The sequence below is a fragment of the Halorhodospira sp. 9622 genome (genome assembly GCF_022228025.1).
GTDB classification, from domain to species: domain Bacteria; phylum Pseudomonadota; class Gammaproteobacteria; order Nitrococcales; family Halorhodospiraceae; genus Halorhodospira; species Halorhodospira halophila_A.
The window spans coordinates 173128-189746 of record NZ_JAJNRE010000004.1; the positions used below are offsets into that span (position 1 = coordinate 173128).

Consider the following 16619-nt stretch of genomic DNA (forward strand, 5'->3'; position numbering starts at 1 on the left):
GTCGGGCCGCCGCCGCTTTCTCGGTAGCCAACACCATGACCGAATTCGCATTGAAATCGGCGTCGCTCGATGCGGTCATCCAAGGTGGAGGGCTCCGCCCGTTCTTTCAGCCGATCCTGGATACCCGCAGCGGCGATATCTTCGGGTATGAAGCCCTGATCCGTGGCCCGGTCTGCACCGACCTGGCCACGCCCGCCGCCCTATTCCAGGCGGCGGCCGAGCAGGACAGGCTGCTGGAGCTGGACTGGGCGGCGCGCCGCGCGTGTATCCAACGGTTCGCGTCGCTGGACCTACCCGGGCTCCTGTTCATCAATGTCATGCCCCAGTCCTTGCTCGACCCGACCTTCCAGCAAGGACTTACGCTGCATTTCCTCCATGAGTACGGCGTATCGCCACATCGGGTCATCATCGAACTCACCGAACAACACCCCATCCACGACTACACGCTGCTCGGCGAGGCTGTCGCTCACTACCGGCGCATGGGCTTCCGCGTGGCGCTGGATGACCTCGGCACCGGCTATTCCGGATTGCGCCACTGGTCGGAGTTGAAACCGGATTTCGTCAAGATCGACCGCCACTTCGTGCAGCAGATCGACCATGACGCGGGCAAGCGCCGTTTCATGGAGTGGCTTCAGGAAGTCGCCGCCGACCTCGACTGCCAGGTCATCGCCGAAGGGGTCGAGACGCAGGGGGAGTATGACTGCCTCTGGGCCCGCAATTGGCGCCTGATGCAGGGGTTCTTTTTCGCCCGTCCAAGCGCCGTACCGCCCCGGAAGCTCGATTGCGCCGCCGGATCGAATCGCCGACACACCAGCCCCCCACGGGGGACCGTCGCCTCGCTCTCCCGACGGTGCGCGACCGTTGCCGCGGAGACTCCGATGGCTGAAGTGGCCCAGCTGCTCCGATGTGCCGAACAGCCGCCGCGGACCATCGCGGTGACCGAGGGGACAAAGCCGATCGGCTTGATCCGCACCTCCCGATTCCTGTCCCGATTCGCCAACCCCTACGCCCACTCCCTTTACGGCAGACGGCCTGCCCGGGCTTTCGCCGATCCTGAGACACGATTCGTCCAAGAGGACACCTCGCTCGAGGACCTCAGCCGGCAGCTCACCGAATGCAACGAAACCATCGAGGAAGATTTCATCATCGTGGACACAGCCGGCCGATACGCGGGAACCGCTTCCGCAATCGACCTGCTACGCGAGATCACCAACCTACAGTTACGCAATGCCCGGCACGCCAACCCGCTAACGGACCTCCCCGGCAACGTCCCCATCAAAGAGGAGCTTGCGCGCCGCCTGGCCACAGAGAGGGCATTCGTGGTCGTTCACTGCGATATCGATGCCTTCAAGGCGTTCAACGATTACTACGGGTATGCTCAGGGTGATCAACTCATCCAGGCCCTGGCGGACACACTCCGGCAACAACTGCATGAGCGTGACGACTTCCTCGGACACATCGGGGGCGACGACTTTCTCATGATCCTCGGACCGGAGTCCTGGCAAGCGAAGTGCGAATCCGTGCTGGCGCGTTTCGCATGGCTGGCGCCGGGGCATTACGACGCCCATGCCCGCGGCCGTGGCGGTATCGAAAGCATCGATCGACAGCAGCGGCGTCGTTTCTTCCCCATTTGCAGCCTCTCGCTGGCCGTCCTGCCCGTGACCGCGGCGCACTACAGCCAGCCCCACGAGATCTCCGATACGCTGGCCGAACTCAAGGCTCAGGCAAAGCGTCAGCCTGGCAACTCGATCTTCGTGGAGCGGCGAACAGCCGCCGAGTGAGCCAGGCCTCGAATGAGGAAGGAGACGTAAGCGCGCCCGGTCACAGCCCCTCCCCCTTGAGCAAGGCGCCCGGGTCCCCCCCAGCACTACTCGTCCGCCGCAGGCTGCGGCGCCGGCTGATTCTGCACAATGCCGAGCGCCCGCAACCGGGGGGTCTTCTTGCGCTGGTGCTGCTGCATTCGATGGAGGATACCGTCCAGCGTGCGCAGGGCCGTCACGATGTAGGGCCCCTTGTTCAGCATCACGCACTCGGCGCGGCCGGACATCGCCGCATCGGTCAGTTCCGGGCGCGAGGCAATGCCTTTCTTGGCCAGGCTCTCCAGGACCTGCGTGGCCCAGATCACCGGCACATGGGCAGCCTCGCAGAGCCAGAGCAGTTCCTCCTGAACCTCTGCAAGACGCTCGCCGCCGATCTCCACGGCGAGATCCCCCCTGGCGATCATCACGCCCAGATCGAAGCGCCCCATCCCGCCGAGCAGGATGTCCGGTAGGTTCTGCACACCGCGTTGGGTCTCGATCTTGGCGATGACACCCAGGTCCACGGCGCCGCGCCGGGCCAGCGCCGCCCCCAGGGCTTCCAGATCCGAGCGGGACTCCGTAAAGGAAAGAGCCACCGTATCCGCGAGCTCGGCGACGAAATCCAGATCCTGCTCATCCTGCGCGCTCAGCGCCGGCAACCCCAGATCGAGCCCGGGAAAGTTCAGGCCCTTGTCTTCATGCAGCACGGCACCCTGCGGACGGCTCCGCGTAATGCGCAACCGGGCGCCGTGGGCGTCGACACACTCCACCTCGGCACCGATCTTGCCGTCGTCGATCCACACCGCCTGGCCGGGGTCGAGCTGGTCGATCACCTGCGGGTGCGAGCACGCGATGCGCGCGGGCACAACCATCCCCCCGTCCTCGTCCCGCCGCCCGGGGGTTCCCGGCTCCGGCCGACGCAGGAGCACCAGGGTGTCCCCTTCAAAAAGGCGGATTTCCATCTGCGCTTCCACAAATCCCCCGCACCGGAGGCCGCGAATCACGGTCTGCCACTTACCAGCGCCCCGCCGCTGGAGGGCAAAGCGGGTCCTGGGCGTCACGTAAGCCGTGCTCCCGATATCCGCCCGAAAGCCGCCCGGGATCGCCTCGCGGACCGCCAGCAGGCGACTGGATTTCCGGGCATCCCGAAAGCGCAGACGGTCCCCGACCTTCATACTGGCCAGGGTTTCACCGTCCAGGCAGAGACGGGGGACACCGCCCCGGCCGGTGTCACCGATCTGCTCAGGGTGCACCAGATCGACCTGTGCGCGTCGAACAGCCCGGCCGTAGGCATCCCGCATTGGTTTCAGCCGAACCACTGGAGTTCGCGGGGCAACAGGGCCGGTGCGCACCTTATGGCCAGCCAAGTCCATGTGGACCCGACAGGAACGCCCGGTACGGGCCTCGGCGTCCCGCACATGCCGAGCCATGCGGCGCCACATGGCCGGATCGTCGTGGGCGCAGTTGATTCGCGCCATATCCATCCCGGAAGCGACCAACGAACGCACCAGGCCCGGATCATCGGCGGCGGCGGATGGCAGGGTCACCATGACACGGCTGTCACGGCCTTCCGGCACCGGACCGAGCAGATCGGCTGCATGCGTCGCCAGGCGGAGGTGGGCCTGCTCGAAAGTCGGTCCACCGCGCCTTCGTTGCGTCACCCGCCCGACCCGGGCACCTAGGGCCTCAATGACCTCATTCAAGCCCGCGAGTACATGGGGTTCGTGACGCCCCAGCGACGAAAGCCCGAAGCGGGCCAGGGAGCGCTGCACACTGCGCAGATCGCGGTTACGCAATGCCAGGTAGTGGGCGAAGTTTTCGGCACTGGTGGTGACCCCATCCGGGAAGGCGTCCTCGTAGCGACGCAGCCAACGCTCTGCGCCCTCCTCGATGTCCCAGCGCAGCGCCTCCAGGACGTCCAGCAAAGCCTCCGGCTGCCAGACAGAACCGTCGAATCCGGTTTTCTCGTTCATAGCGCCACCGAGGCTAACCCCGCGCGGTGACAGCCGCGTGACAGGCCGGTGACGTCCCGGACATCGTCCCACCGCTGGTGCTGCTCCTGAACCGGTCCCCGGTGCCATCGCTAGCCGCAGCCCGTGTGTCATCCGAACGTCATCGGCATTTCAAAGGCCTGTAAGCGGCATTGCATACGGTGCACCGCGAGTCACGACGGGACCACGGGACGGGCCGTCTTAAGTCCCCTACGGCAACCACCAGGAGTGATCGATGAGACCTACGAGCCAAGCCCTCAGCACCGTGACCGCCGTCGCCCTGCTCAGCGCCGGCATGACGGCCGCCCACGCCGACGTGGCCGAACAGTGTCCGAGCACCCTGCGCCTGGCCGATACCGGCATCGAGGGTGCCGAAGAGCTGCGGCGCGCTTTCGGTCCCTTTGCGGAGCAATTCAGCGAGATCACCGGCGTCAACATGGAGTTCTTCGCCGTCAGCAACCGCACCGCGGCCGCCAACGCCTTGCGCTACGACTCCATTGATCTGGCCCTGGCCGGCCCCTCCGAGTACGTCGTCATGAGCAGTGAAGCAGACATCGATGTCGCCTTCGGCCTTGAGCGCGACGCCTACGGGGCCAAGATTGTCGCCAACGCCAATTTGGGCGCCGAGGACATCGAGGACCTGCGGGGCACGACCCTGGCCTTCGGCGATGTCGGCTCGACGACCAACCACATCACCCAGGGTTGGATGATCGAAGACGCCGGCCTTTCCCTGGATCGTGACCTCGACACCGTCCACGCCGGCGATGCCCGCATCCAGGCTCTGGTCAACGGCGACGTGGACGCCGCCGCTCTCGGCTATCGCGACCTGGATCTGATCCCGGAGTACGACGCGGACTTCGATTACGACGTGGTCGCCGACAGCGGCACCATGCCCAGGGACCCGATGGTCGCCCGCGCCGAGCTCGGTGAAGGTTGCATCGCCGCTATTCGGGATACCGTCCAGGAGCACGAGGAGGAGCTCTTCTCGGCCTTCGTCGAGCCGGGCAAGGATGAGGGCTTCAACGAGGCCCAGGAGCGGGCGAAGTACCTCGGCGCCCGGTTCGTCTACGACGTCTCGGACGACGAATACGACATGGTCCGGGAGGCGTACGACTACCTCGGATTCGACCTTTAACCCCTTGCCATCGGCGGGACAAGCCCGACCCCGGCAGCATGACCCGCTACCGGGGTCCCATTCATTGAGGTAGGCGGATATGGCCATCATCGAGTGCAGCGACCTGCACAAGAGTTACGAAAAGCTTCGGGTACTGCGCGGGATCGACTTCCGCATGGAAGCCGGCGAGGGCGTCGTTCTCCTCGGTGCCAATGGATGCGGGAAATCGACCCTGATGAGGTGCATCAGCGGGCTGGAACGACCGCAACAAGGCGGCGTCCGTGTACTGGGTACGGATCTGGCCCAGGCCGGGCGCCGCTCACTGCGAGAGGCGCGCACCCGCATCGGTATGGTGTTCCAGAAGTTCAATCTGGTGCAGAACCTGAGCGTCTTTCAGAACGTCCTTTACGGGGCCAGCGGCCGCCACCGCAGTTTCTGGTCCGTCACGGCCCCCTTCGCGGCGGCCGAGGAACGGGACTACGCCATGCACTGCCTGGAGCGGGTCAACCTCGCCGATCGTGCTGGCCAGCGCGCCGACCAGCTCTCCGGCGGACAGCAGCAGCGGGTGGCCATCGCCCGTACGCTGATGCAGCAACCCACCGTCGTCCTCGCCGACGAGCCGGTTGCGAGTCTCGATCCGCGCTCGGCCCGCGAGGTCATGGAGCTGCTCTGGGGGATCGTCCGAGAGGAGCGACTCAGCCTGCTCTGCTGCCTACATCAACTCGACTTTGCCGAAGAGTTCGGTGAACGGGCCCTCGGCATGAAGGCTGGCCGAATCGTGCTCGACCGCCCCATGGCGGACATCCGCCGCGCTGAGCTTGACGCCCTCTACGAGGGCGCCGTGCGCGTCGATGAGGCGGAGACAAAACCCCGGCTCGCCGTCGCTTCCTGAGCCGGACCGCCCTACGTCAAACACCGCACCAATCCGTCTTCGAAGAGGTCAGCGATGACTAGCCACGAGCCCCGCTCGACGGCCACGCCGGAGCGTTTCCAGCGGCCGTCGGTCTTTACCTGGGTGGTACTCGTCGGGTTCCTGGCATTCCTCATCCAGGGACTGAGCACGATCGACACAACCTTCGAGCGGCTTCTGCAAGGCATGGGCAACCTGGGCGATTTCTTCGCCCGTGCAGTACCACCTGATTTCAGCCGCTTCGACAGCATCGCCGGGGCGATGCTGGAGACCCTCAACATGGCGGTGGTCGGCGTCACCGCAGGCGTCATCCTGAGCGTGCCCATGGCGCTGCTCTGCTCCCGCAACACCACACCGCACTGGAGCATCGCGTGGATCTCCCGGGGCGTCGTGGCCACCCTACGGACGGTCCCTGAACTCGTCTGGGCGCTGATCTTCGTAGCGGCCGTTGGCCTGGGGCCTCTGGCCGGCATCCTGGCCATCGTCATGGACACCATCGGCTTCGCGGCGCGGTTCTTTTCAGAACGCATCGAGGAGATCCCCAAGGGGCCCTCCGAGGCACTCGCCTCCACCGGCGCAAGCCGAACAGGGACGATCATCGGCGCCATCCTCCCGGAAGCGAGCGCGTCGATGACGGCCACCAGCCTCTACAGCATCGAGAAAGGGATTCGCTCGGCCATCGTTCTGGGACTGGTCGGCGCCGGCGGGATTGGGGTGGAACTGAGCACCGCCATGAGCATGTTCAACTACGACGCCGCACTGGCGATCATCATCGTGATCCTGCTGGTGGTCATCGGCGTCGAGCAGGTCTCTTCTGCGATTCGACAGCGGCTTCTCTAGCCGTCGGCACGCTGCGTTCCCTGCGCAGCCTGTGCTGCGCAGGGCACAGGCCCTTCGGGCAGAGTCAAACGGGAGCGGCTCGCGATCTACGCGATCGTGGCCGCGCGACGCAGCAGGTCGATGGTGGTCACGATGCCGACGTAGCGTCCCTCTTCATCAACGACCAGGCACTCGTCCCCGGCCGAGGGCAGCCCTTCCCGGAAACGGCCGAGCATAAGGCGCCAGGGCTCCTCGGCGCGCCAGATGGCGCGTGGCGGTCGGGACAGCTCATGGACGCGACTAGGCCGTTCCACCGTCACCCAACCGTCGTTCTGGCGCACCCACGCGGTCAGTTCGTCCCGCCGCAGGATGCCAACCGGGAGCCCGCACTCATCAATGACCGGCAGACTACGCAACCCGTACCAGTACCCGGCCGATAGAGGGACCGCAACCAACGGGGCAGTGGCCGCGATGGCCGGCACCCGCCGGGCGAGTTCACCCAGCGTTGCGGGATGGCCTGCCATGGCCGGTGCCGGTTCGCGGATTCCCCCTGGGTCGGTCGTCAGCGCGGAGACCGGGGCACGGTCCGGGGAACTTTCCAGGGACATCATCATAGCGGCACCTCCATTGCGGTCAGAAACTGTCGAGGAGGCTACCCGCCAATGTTGTCCGGAACGTGAATGTCGCGCGACTTTTGCGTTGCGCTTATCGACTTCAAGACGGTAGCCAAGCACATCCGGCGTACTTAGCATCCTCCGTTCAGGCTGCCGACCCACATACAGACTCCGAGGACTATCGATGGCTGACGCCCCCGCGCTACCCGGTCGCTGGCACACCCTCGCCAGCGTCTTTTTCCGGCCACGCCGGATCCTGGAGGAGTGGCACGACGCCGATCCGGACGTGCCGTGGATCCTGGCGCGGCTGACGGTACCGTTGTTGCTGGCCAGCGTGCTCGGGGCCGGGATCGCCCACGCCCTGATCCCCAGCGGGTTCCCGCCAGAGACCCGCCCCGACCCCATCGGTTTCGGCATCTACAGCGCCCTGACCCAGTTTGTCGGCGTCATCGCCCTGGCGGCCGCAGCGCACTATCTTTGCGACCTATTCCAGGGCTATTCGGACTTCCGGCGTCCACTGACCGCGGTCTCCGTGGCTCTGATCCCCGCCTGGGTAGGCAACGTGGTGGCTGCCCTGCCCTGGCCGGTGGGGCCACACCTGGCCCTGTTGCTGATCCTCTACAGCCTGGGGCTGCTTTACGCCGCCTTTGCCGTCATCGCCGGGGTGCGCAAGGGCAACCGCCTGGGCCACTACCTGGCCGCGCTTGGCGCCGCCCTGCTGGTGACGTTTGCCTTCGGCTGGCAAGCCATGAGCCTGATCCCCGGGGCTGCACCGGAAGTTCGCCTGGGTACCACCTGGTTGATCTAGCGACGGGCTGCAACCCTGGCCTGGTGACGCTATCCTCCGTGCAAGAGCCCGGTGCCGCCCACGGAGAATACGCCCATGTCGATCGAAGAAGGCCAGCCCGCCCCCGATTTCACCCTGTCAGACGCCGACGGCAAGCACGTGACCCTCAGCGCCCTGCGGGGTCAGCCGGTGGTCGTCTACTTCTACCCCAAGGACGAGACGCCGGGCTGCACCAAGGAGGCCTGCGCCTTTCGCGATATCTGGGCCGATTTGCAGGAGACCGGAGCGGCCGTGCTGGGGATCTCCCCCGATGACGCAGCCTCCCACCAACGCTTCCGGGACCGGCACGAACTCCCTTTCACGCTGCTCAGCGACCCGGATAAAGAGGTCATGAGCCGCTACGGCGCCTGGGGCGAGAAGAACATGTACGGGCGCAAGAGCATGGGCGTGATCCGCTCTACGGTCTTGATCGACGCCGAAGGGGTTGTCCGCAAGCATTGGCGCCGGGTCTCGAAGGCCGAGGCCCATCCTCACAAGGTCCTGGAGGCCCTGCAGCAGCTGGTCTAGTCGCGCCCGGAAGCCGGTCGTGGATCAGTCGACCTGCCACAGGCGCAGGCGGCGGTCTTCGCCCACCGAAAGACCCAGCCCCCCGTCCTGAGTGAAGGCCACGCCCCACACCGCCCGGTCGTGGCCCGCATACCTGCGCACCGGCTCGACCGGCTGATCGTCCTCCGGCTCGGCTTCCAGGTCCCAGAGCTTGAGCGACCCGTCCCGAGCCCCGGTCAGCGCACGGTGGCCGTCAGGGCTGACGGCCACCGCCAGCACCTCCGCGCGATGGCCCTCCAGGCGCAGAGCAAGGTGGCCGCGGTCGAGCTGCCAGAGTTTGACCGCACCACTCTGGGTGCCGGCCAGCGCGTGCCGGCCACGCGGGGTGAACGCCACCGCCTCCACCGGCCCTGACTCATCCGGCGCAAAGGCGCCGATCGCGCGACCGTACGTGGCATTCCAAAGCACCAGGGGCTCATCGCCAGCCCCGGCGGAAAGGGCCCGAGCACCATCAGAGTCGTAGGTCACGGCGTGGAAGGCGGCCTGCTGCTCGCGGAACGTGCGCAGCTGACGGCCGCTGGCCGTATCCCAGAGCTGCAGCTTGCCCGCCTCGGTGGCCACCAGGGCCCGCTGCCCCCGAGGGCTCAGCGCCAGTGCACGGATCGGCGAATCGGCCTCAACCAGGGTTCGCTGCGCCTGATCCCGGTCGGTCTGCCAGAGCTTCACCACCCCGGCCGCATCGCCCGAGAGGAAGCTGCGCCCATCGGCACTGGCCGTCACCGCGTTCACCGCCGCGGCGTGCCCCGGGTAGGTGCGCAGCACCTGTCCGTCCTCCAGGCGCCATAGCTTGATCCGGCGGTCCGCCGACGCGGTGAGCACCCGGCCGTCCGGCAAAGACGCGACGGCCCGCACGGCGTCGCGATGCTCCCGGTAGCTGGCCAGCGGATCGCCCGGGCCACTCAGCGTCAGGTGGAAGGTCTGCTCGGTGTCGGCACGCAGGGTCACCTCCCGTTCGGCGCGCATGGGCTCACCGTGGTCGGTGTCCTCGGCAGGGATCTTCGCCTCGATGGCATACGTGCCCGGCGGCAGCCGCACCATGAAGGTGTCCCGCGTCCGCTGCGGCGAGATCCCGTAGGGTTCGCCGTCGATGCGCAGCTCCGCCTCGCCCGGCTCGGTAGAGATGCGCAGGGTCGCGGTGGAGTCGCCAGAAACCGCAGGAGTCAGGCTCAGCAGCGCCACGCCGAGCCAGCCGACCAGGAATCGGTACCAACCCATCGCCCAACCCTCCCGGTTGATCGGTCGCACCCCCACTCGGGCGACGGTACGTTACACCTACCCGAAGCCGGGCCCGAACCGGTCCAGCACACCGCGCTGCCCGAGCAGGCGCTCGGTGACCATCGTCAGGCGCTGCGACCAGCCCTCCCGTTGACGGAAATCGACCTCCAACAGGTGCGCCTGCTCGCGCTGAGCCATGATGCAGTCATCACTGGTCTGCAGCGCGTCGATCAATCCCGCTTCCAGGGCCCGCTCAGCCAGCCAGAACTCCCCAGTGGCCACCGTCTCAACATCCAGCTGCGGGCGGTAACGACGGAGGAACCCCTTGAACTGTTCGTGGATGTGGGCCAGGCCCTCGCGAAAGCGCTCCCGGTCGGCCTCGGTGTTTTCCCCGAACAGGGTCAGGGTCCGCTTGTACGCCCCGGCGGTATGCTGCTCGAAATCGATGTCACGGTTGCGCAGCCAGCGGTGGAAATTCGGCAGGCTCCCGACCACCCCGATGGACCCGATCAACGCAAACGGTGCCGCCACGATACGGTCCCCGACCACCGCCATCAGGTAGCCGCCGCTGGCGGCAACCCGATCCACACATACGGTCAAGTAAATCCCGGCCTCGCGCAGGCGCGCCAGCTGCGAGGCTGCCAGCCCATAGGCCGGCACGGCACCGCCGGGGCTCTCGAGGCGGAGGATCACCTCGTCCTGCCCGGGGCGGGCCGCGGCGATCACCGCGGTAATCTCCTCGCGCAGCCCCTCCACGGCACGGGCCCGGATGTCGCCGCGGAAATCCAGGAGGTAGACGCGCTTATCCGGCAGCTCGGCGGGCGGTGGATCCACCGGTTTACGCTGCAGCTTCCTGCGCAGCCGACCTCGCCAGGAGCTCGGCGCACCGGCGCGGCGCAGCGCCTCCGCACGCTGCCGGTAGACACCGTTGAGCGCTCGCACCTGCAGCCGACCCGCCCCAGCGCCTCCCTCCTGGCGCATGCGGAATACCGCCGCGAGGATAAACAGGACGGCCAGCACCACAGTAGCGGTCTTGGCCAGGAACAGCAGGTATTCGTTTAGCATCCGTTGGATCTCGGCAGGGCATCGCTTCGGTAACCCTAGCATGCGCGAGGCCCGATGCTCCTACCTTCCGGAGGCAGCGGCCGATCCCCCGCCTCTCAGAGCCGCTGGAGCGCGATACGCAAGGCGTCCCCCTGGTCCTTGGCCTTGAAGTAGACCTCGTGATAGGGGGTATCCGGGTCGGTGAGATCCACGCGCACCCGCAGCTGCCGGGCCAGGGGCATGGATCGACTCTCCACCTTGCGGATCTCATCGACCTGTACCTGCAGGGCCCGGGCCGCGGTCACAAAGAACGCATGCCGGTTCTCTTTGTCGAGCACCGCCCATTCGCCCCGCCCCTGAAAGACCTCGCTGATCTCAAAGCCTTCCTTCGCCAGCCGGCTCACGTTGCGCTGGCGGAGGAAAGGCGCCAGCAGTAGGTTGTAGAGCACTCCGACCACCATCGAGACCAAAACCAGGGCGAAACCTGCGACGACCACGTAGAACAGCCGCACAGCGGCATCCGCCTCAAGGCCCAGCTGGAGCAACCCGGCCGGCAGCACCCCCTGGAATAGACCGAGCACCGCGGCCCAGGTATCCGCAGCGAGGAAGACGCTGACAAAGGAGAAGACCAGCATCACGAGCAGCCCCGTGAACGCCAGCAGGAACAGCAGCGACTCGAAAGCGACACCGACCGGATTCTTGACGATCAGCCGGGAAAATACACTGGCCATACGCGACTCCACCCCTCTGTTTGGTCAACGAGACACCCCGCGGCACCGATCCGCTGTGGGCCGCCGACTCATCGAAAACCGATGGATGGTAACGGCAACGACGTGAACCTGGCACCGCAATGCGTCCAGATACCGCGCTGGGCGTGCCCAACGGACATTCGATCGATGTTTGATGACGGATGCGCTCCGCCCTCCCAGGGCATGAGCGTCGGGGGAAGGAACGAAACCGCCGACAGCGCCTGAGCGCCCGATGAGGCGGATTGGGCGGAAAGCGCGGTCAGAATCGGGAGTTGCAGGCCCTGACAATGCCGCCGGCCAAGCTGCGATAGAGGACAATGGGACCTGGAGCAGGTCGTTTCACGGGCAGGGGAGGAAATGGCGTCCCCAACGGGATGGGATGTCAGCGTTCATATCTTCTTGTAAACCCTATCTGATCAGGCCATTATAGCCAAAACGTGGGTGGTAAACGTGGGTGGTAACGGCCATGCCGAGGTACCTTGAGAAGCGCCGTCGACGATGGTACGCGGTACTTGAGATCCCCAGAGAGCTTCGCGAGTTCTTCGGCAAGGCCCGGTTCAGGGAGTCACTCCAGACGGACAGCCAACGGGTCGCGGAGCAGCGGGTGCATGGGATCGTGGGGCCGTGGAAGGCGCGGCTTGAGGCCGCCCGTATGGCTCTCGCCAGTGACTGCCCTCACGAGCGCGTTCTGGCGGAGTACCGACAAGCACTGGAGGAACTCGGGGGCTACCCGACGCCGCGACTGGAGGAATCCTCTCAGCCTCCGGTCGAGGTTCAAACGTCCGAGGAGCTGGAAGAACTGGGGTATACCCCGGACTCGGAGTGCTATCGTCAAGACCTCCTGCTCGACGGCATTCAAGAATACGCCGAGTCTCGTATCGCACCTTACTTGGGCCCTGCTGCCGCCGTGGAATGGTACAGGCGGGCCACCGGGCGAGCAGTCGATCTTGCCCACCTATCGGAACAGTGGCTCGCGAGTCTCTCTTGTGTGTCCAAGACGATAACCATGCACAGGCAATCTCTCGGGCTACTCTTGGAGCACCACCGCACAGCTGAGACCATCAATCGCCGTTCCGCCAGTCATTTCGTGGATCAAATCCTCTCCGCCGACAGAGCACCCGCAACCGTCAAACGGATGATCTCTACCTACCGGACCTTCTGGAATTGGATGCTCGACCACGGGTACCTGAGTGAGAGCACGAAGAACCCCTGGGAGCGCCAGGGCCCCTCAGGACGAACCTCGAAAGGCAACAACGGCTCCTCTGGCCGAAGCAAGCGCAGAGGGTACTCCGAGGATGAGGGCGCTCAATTGCTTGCCATTGTCGATGCCGACCGCATTAAGCACCCCGCCGACCCGTTAGCCGTCCGCCTTTTGGCCGTCACCGGGATGAGGATTGAGGAGGTCTGCAGCCTCCACGTGGCCGATGTGTCTGAGCTCACCTCCGCGAGCCCAGTCGTGCACTTTTCCGGTAGTGATGCAGTCCTTCTGCATGTTCGCGAGGGCAAGACAGCGTCCGCGGTGCGCTCTGTCCCCGTCTTGGAGTCGGAGACTGTGAGGTTACTACGAGACCGCCTGGACAACCTACAACCGAGTGATCCGCTCTTCCCGGAGTTTTCAACCAACCGCTACGGGGACCGGTACAACGCCCTCAGCAAGCGCCTTGGACGCCGTTTACGCTCGTTCAGCGATGACCAGGGGCTAGTCGGTGCGCATTCGTGGCGACATAGGGCCAAGGCGCTGTTAGAGCGAGCGGCGATTAGGCTCTCTGTTCAGGATCAGTTCCTCGGCCATGCCTCGCCGGGGGTTGGCCTGGGGACGTACTACAAAGCCTCCATGGAGGAGCTGGTCGAAGCCGGGAGGGCGATGCACTTGCCCCGCCAATAGAGCAACGCAGCCCCTACACGCGTGTATATCCAGATAAGATTTGCTCAATTACCAGATACCAGGAGTTCGACAGTGAACGGCGTCAGAAACGAGTTACGGGGGATCATCCCCTTCTCGATTTAATGGGTTAGTCGGCATATCACTTTACGGGGTGTTTTGCCAGGGGTAGTGAGGGAGGTGTTGGTCGGCACTCGAGGTGCGTTATGGTCAAAATCAACAGCCTTAACAGGTCTATCCATATCGGTCGGGATTATCGTTTCAAAAAGAGAAACGAAGAGGAGGGCTAAGAAATGGCGAAGCGGTGGCTGATTTTTTCGGTGAGCGCGGTGGTTCTAGCCGTAGCAGTTACAGGGTGCGCTCACGATTCCCATAGTGGTCCCAGCATGCAGGAGTCGTTTAGTGAAAACGAGATTGAGCGCTTCGTGGATTCGTACCTGGGTATCATAGACGTTATGGAAAGATACACGCCGATGATAGAGGAGGCTGAAAGCCACAGCGAGGTCCAGCAGCTAAGAGCTCAGAGCGAACAGGAGATGGCTCGCGTCCTTGAGGCTAATGGGCTGAGCCCTGAGGATTATAGCGAGATGGCGCAAGCCATGGAAGGTGACCCGGAGTTTCAACGCCAAGTCAAGTCTACTATCGACGAGCGGGAACAGTTGCGCTGATTTTAATAGAGCGTGCGCGAGGGTTTTGATGAGCATTCTTCATGATCGTTATCAAGCCACCGGATACGTGATTTTACTAATTTTCTTTCTTTCAACCAGCGGAGGCTTGATCGGCTGTGCTGCCCCCAGTCGGGTCGACCTCGAAGAAAAGGCACGAGATGCCCAGCAAAACGCCCCGAACTACATGGTGACTCTAACGGATGGTGCCGGAATCGGTAGAGCAACTCTGGTAGAGAGGGATACACTTGCCAGCACATGCCATGGTATCGACCCTGATCGTGTGGTCGCTTATTTTCCAGAAAGAATATCAGTCAACCTAGCACAAAGACATGGTGACCTTTGCACATGGAGGCTCAGGGTAAAAAGATCTTCTAATGATGTGATCCCCATTTCAGACCAAAACTTACAGCGAGGCGATAAGATACGTTTCGCGGGTGCGCACAGCCAAAACCTTAGACTTTATAATGCGAAGTACTTCTCTCGGCGCCCTTGGCCGCCCGGCGAGGCTGGACCAAGCAACACAGTGATTGCTTTTGGAGAAACGTCTTCTGGTGTCATCGAGGGAGCCAGTGGTGGACCCGTTGTCAACGAACAAGGTGAGCTGGTAGGTATTGTTTTGTCTAAGGTTCTTGATGATATAGAAGAAACGACAAGAGAGACCGTCGATAATTATTTCCGGGCAACAGAAGGACAAAATATATCGGGCATCGCCATACCGGCAGAAGATCTAAAGCATTTCGGCGTAGGCCTGGACCCGTGATGAGCAAAATTATATATTTTTTAGCCACGTTTTGTATAGCTCTATTTTTTTATTTTCCTGGATTGGTCAATTCTATGACGATCCAGCAGTTCATCGAATCACATAATAGTGCGAATCCACAAGAACGGCGACAGGCATTAAATTATTTTTTTGGTGTGCAGGATACCCTCATGTACATGAACGACTGGATGAGATATGAAGGATATGGAGAGCATGTATGCTTTCCGTCACCAATCCCTGATCGAGAAACAATGTACATGGAGTATATTGGCTATCTTGGAGAAGTCGCAGGGCACATCGGGTGGGAAAAGCTCTCTCGTCAGCACGTGGATCAAGTATTGTGGGCATCATGGCGTATCCGATATGAATGCGACTGACCAGAGGTAATTTTGCCGACAAGATACTAAACCGTTCGGTGCGCCTCGCGCTGGGCATTTCCACATTGACGTGGTAATGTCTGGGCGTCGGGGAAAGCAGAAGGCTTATTTCTTTCACCGGGAGAGTATCGCCGTAGCGATTTGCAGGTAACGCAGGGTGATATAATGGTCACCGGACGTGCTGAGCCTTCGAAATGTACAGCACAAAAATTTCACCCCTCCCCTGATTAAGGTTGGAACCGCAGCCCCCCCCTCCTCCCCCCCTGATGCCCCGAGGGTCTTAATTTGGCTCGCTTTTCGCTTAGTGATTCACAGAACTTTCCCGCGTCCAAATCGTACGCAGCCAGAGGGATTGATAAAGAGCCAACATGATTAGCGCAATAGACTGTTGCTATGGTCCCACCGACTCACAGGGGCTTGCTCATATGAGACGTCTCATGCCTAGTGACGGGGTGTCTCATGGAAGTTCTTCTTGGGTTCTGGGACCAAACCGTGTATACGTCTAAGAGGCTTATGAGACACAAGGGATCTCACCATGCTGATCGGATGCGCTCGCACCTCCACTCTCGACCAGAAAGCAAGCATCGAGGCCCAGGTCCGCCAGCTTGGTGATGCTGGGTGCGAGAAGATCTTTCAGGAGCAGGTTTCGTCTGTGGACATTGCCAGCCGGGAGCAACTTGCGACGGCGATGGGATTTGTTCGAGACGGCGATACGCTGGTAGTCACCAAGATTGACCGCTTGGCACGGTCTGTGGGCCACCTGATGGAACTAACTGAGAGCCTCCGTGAACGTGGCGCCGGACTGCGGATACTGGACTTGGGGATAGACACAGGGAACGCAACCGGCAAGCTCGTGCTAACGGTCCTGGGTGGCATCGCTGAGTTCGAGCGGGAGATCATGCTGGAGCGCCAGCGTGAGGGTATCGAGAAGGCCCGGAGGGCTGGCAAGTACAAGGGTCGCAAACCAACTGCTAGGGCAAGAGCGGACGAAGTGCTCGAACTGCGCGGTGCCGGAAAGGGGGCAACGGAGATCGCGCGGAAACTGGGTATCGGGCGGGCCTCCGTGTACCGCATTCTTGCCGACGCTCAATAACGCTCAAAACCGCCCCTGGGGGCGTTACAGCGAGAGGTCCTAGGCCTACCCTTGGTTCACTCCCGAACGCCTCTCAGGAGGTCGCTCCGGGGCTTAGAGAGCAATTCTTGACGCCATTCCTGTGCCTGCGCCTCGCTCACGCTGAGGGTTAATGACCAAGAAACACCTCAGCACATCTCGGCCAACACGGT

At 63.3% G+C, this 16619-nt stretch carries 16 protein-coding genes; 11 read left to right on the top strand and 5 right to left on the bottom strand.

The window, feature by feature from the left end; translation table 11 throughout:
• Positions 1-35: 35 nt before the first annotated feature.
• Positions 36-1781: an EAL domain-containing protein gene (locus LRG07_RS03930; protein ID WP_238641833.1), complete on the top strand. Its 1746-nt coding sequence runs from the start codon at positions 36-38 to the stop codon at positions 1779-1781.
• An 86-nt stretch (positions 1782-1867) separates the two neighbouring features.
• Here LRG07_RS03930 and LRG07_RS03935 read toward each other — a convergent pair whose 3' ends face one another.
• On the bottom strand, positions 1868-3772 hold the full coding sequence (locus LRG07_RS03935) for a pyruvate kinase (RefSeq protein WP_238641834.1): 1905 nt from the start codon (positions 3770-3772) through the stop codon (positions 1868-1870).
• Between the two features lie 253 nt (positions 3773-4025).
• Here LRG07_RS03935 and LRG07_RS03940 point away from each other — a divergent pair, with 253 nt between their 5' ends.
• The 3 genes from LRG07_RS03940 to phnE all read left to right on the top strand — a co-directional run bounded on the left by LRG07_RS03940 (position 4026) and on the right by phnE (position 6654).
• Positions 4026-4925, top strand: coding sequence for a PhnD/SsuA/transferrin family substrate-binding protein (locus LRG07_RS03940; RefSeq protein ID WP_238641835.1), 900 nt, complete (start codon positions 4026-4028; stop codon positions 4923-4925).
• Positions 4926-5004: 79 nt separating this feature from the next.
• Entirely contained in the window at positions 5005-5796 is a 792-nt protein-coding gene (gene phnC, locus LRG07_RS03945) for a phosphonate ABC transporter ATP-binding protein (RefSeq protein WP_201241618.1), read from the top strand.
• A gap of 54 nt (positions 5797-5850) precedes the next feature.
• Entirely contained in the window at positions 5851-6654 is an 804-nt protein-coding gene (phnE, locus tag LRG07_RS03950; RefSeq protein WP_201167561.1) for a phosphonate ABC transporter, permease protein PhnE, read from the top strand.
• A gap of 86 nt (positions 6655-6740) precedes the next feature.
• Here the strand turns inward: phnE and LRG07_RS03955 are convergent, their stop codons facing one another.
• Complete coding sequence (locus tag LRG07_RS03955) at positions 6741-7247, bottom strand: CBS domain-containing protein (protein ID WP_238641836.1); 507 nt, start codon at positions 7245-7247, stop codon at positions 6741-6743.
• Positions 7248-7431: 184 nt separating this feature from the next.
• Between LRG07_RS03955 and LRG07_RS03960 the strand changes: the two genes are divergently transcribed.
• Together LRG07_RS03960 and bcp are read left to right on the top strand one after the other, a co-directional pair.
• Entirely contained in the window at positions 7432-8055 is a 624-nt protein-coding gene (locus LRG07_RS03960; RefSeq protein WP_201167567.1) for a Yip1 family protein, read from the top strand.
• Positions 8056-8130: 75 nt separating this feature from the next.
• A complete protein-coding gene (bcp, locus tag LRG07_RS03965) occupies positions 8131-8601 on the top strand; it encodes a thioredoxin-dependent thiol peroxidase (RefSeq protein ID WP_201167570.1) in 471 nt (156 codons plus the stop codon).
• A 24-nt stretch (positions 8602-8625) separates the two neighbouring features.
• Here bcp and LRG07_RS03970 read toward each other — a convergent pair whose 3' ends face one another.
• From LRG07_RS03970 to LRG07_RS03980, 3 genes are all read right to left on the bottom strand, one after another.
• Positions 8626-9855, bottom strand: a complete 1230-nt coding sequence (locus tag LRG07_RS03970; protein WP_238641837.1) for a hypothetical protein — start codon at positions 9853-9855, stop codon at positions 8626-8628.
• Between the two features lie 57 nt (positions 9856-9912).
• A complete protein-coding gene (sohB, locus tag LRG07_RS03975) occupies positions 9913-10920 on the bottom strand; it encodes a protease SohB (protein ID WP_238641838.1) in 1008 nt (335 codons plus the stop codon).
• Positions 10921-11015: 95 nt separating this feature from the next.
• Positions 11016-11630, bottom strand: coding sequence for a hypothetical protein (locus LRG07_RS03980; protein WP_201167579.1), 615 nt, complete (start codon positions 11628-11630; stop codon positions 11016-11018).
• Positions 11631-12114: 484 nt separating this feature from the next.
• Between LRG07_RS03980 and LRG07_RS03985 the strand changes: the two genes are divergently transcribed.
• The 5 genes from LRG07_RS03985 to LRG07_RS04005 all read left to right on the top strand — a co-directional run bounded on the left by LRG07_RS03985 (position 12115) and on the right by LRG07_RS04005 (position 16428).
• Positions 12115-13533, top strand: a complete 1419-nt coding sequence (locus tag LRG07_RS03985; RefSeq protein WP_238641839.1) for a tyrosine-type recombinase/integrase — start codon at positions 12115-12117, stop codon at positions 13531-13533.
• 290 nt (positions 13534-13823) lie between these two features.
• Positions 13824-14198, top strand: coding sequence for a DUF4168 domain-containing protein (locus tag LRG07_RS03990; protein WP_238641840.1), 375 nt, complete (start codon positions 13824-13826; stop codon positions 14196-14198).
• 28 nt (positions 14199-14226) lie between these two features.
• Positions 14227-14958 (top strand): trypsin-like peptidase domain-containing protein, encoded by a 732-nt coding sequence (locus tag LRG07_RS03995; RefSeq protein WP_238641841.1) that lies wholly within the window; start codon positions 14227-14229, stop codon positions 14956-14958.
• 74 nt (positions 14959-15032) lie between these two features.
• Positions 15033-15335 (top strand): hypothetical protein, encoded by a 303-nt coding sequence (locus LRG07_RS04000; RefSeq protein WP_238641842.1) that lies wholly within the window; start codon positions 15033-15035, stop codon positions 15333-15335.
• A 535-nt stretch (positions 15336-15870) separates the two neighbouring features.
• Positions 15871-16428, top strand: a complete 558-nt coding sequence (locus tag LRG07_RS04005; protein ID WP_238641843.1) for a recombinase family protein — start codon at positions 15871-15873, stop codon at positions 16426-16428.
• Positions 16429-16619 lie beyond the last annotated feature (191 nt).

Excerpts from the sequence above, each read along its gene's own strand:
- LRG07_RS03990 (WP_238641840.1), top strand. The coding sequence starts at position 13,824 with ATGGCGAAGCGGTGGCTGATTTTTTCGGTGAGCGCGGTGGTTCTAGCC.
- LRG07_RS03940 (WP_238641835.1), top strand. The coding sequence starts at position 4,026 with ATGAGACCTACGAGCCAAGCCCTCAGCACCGTGACCGCCGTCGCCCTG.
- LRG07_RS04000 (WP_238641842.1), top strand. The coding sequence starts at position 15,033 with ATGACGATCCAGCAGTTCATCGAATCACATAATAGTGCGAATCCACAA.
- LRG07_RS04005 (WP_238641843.1), top strand. The coding sequence starts at position 15,871 with ATGCTGATCGGATGCGCTCGCACCTCCACTCTCGACCAGAAAGCAAGC.
- LRG07_RS03935 (WP_238641834.1), bottom strand. The coding sequence starts at position 3,772 with ATGAACGAGAAAACCGGATTCGACGGTTCTGTCTGGCAGCCGGAGGCT.
- LRG07_RS03980 (WP_201167579.1), bottom strand. The coding sequence starts at position 11,630 with ATGGCCAGTGTATTTTCCCGGCTGATCGTCAAGAATCCGGTCGGTGTC.
- LRG07_RS03930 (WP_238641833.1), top strand. The coding sequence starts at position 36 with ATGACCGAATTCGCATTGAAATCGGCGTCGCTCGATGCGGTCATCCAA.
- LRG07_RS03960 (WP_201167567.1), top strand. The coding sequence starts at position 7,432 with ATGGCTGACGCCCCCGCGCTACCCGGTCGCTGGCACACCCTCGCCAGC.
- LRG07_RS03985 (WP_238641839.1), top strand. The coding sequence starts at position 12,115 with ATGCCGAGGTACCTTGAGAAGCGCCGTCGACGATGGTACGCGGTACTT.
- sohB (WP_238641838.1), bottom strand. The coding sequence starts at position 10,920 with ATGCTAAACGAATACCTGCTGTTCCTGGCCAAGACCGCTACTGTGGTG.
- phnE (WP_201167561.1), top strand. The coding sequence starts at position 5,851 with ATGACTAGCCACGAGCCCCGCTCGACGGCCACGCCGGAGCGTTTCCAG.
- phnC (WP_201241618.1), top strand. The coding sequence starts at position 5,005 with ATGGCCATCATCGAGTGCAGCGACCTGCACAAGAGTTACGAAAAGCTT.
- LRG07_RS03995 (WP_238641841.1), top strand. The coding sequence starts at position 14,227 with ATGAGCATTCTTCATGATCGTTATCAAGCCACCGGATACGTGATTTTA.
- bcp (WP_201167570.1), top strand. The coding sequence starts at position 8,131 with ATGTCGATCGAAGAAGGCCAGCCCGCCCCCGATTTCACCCTGTCAGAC.
- LRG07_RS03955 (WP_238641836.1), bottom strand. The coding sequence starts at position 7,247 with ATGATGATGTCCCTGGAAAGTTCCCCGGACCGTGCCCCGGTCTCCGCG.
- LRG07_RS03970 (WP_238641837.1), bottom strand. The coding sequence starts at position 9,855 with ATGGGTTGGTACCGATTCCTGGTCGGCTGGCTCGGCGTGGCGCTGCTG.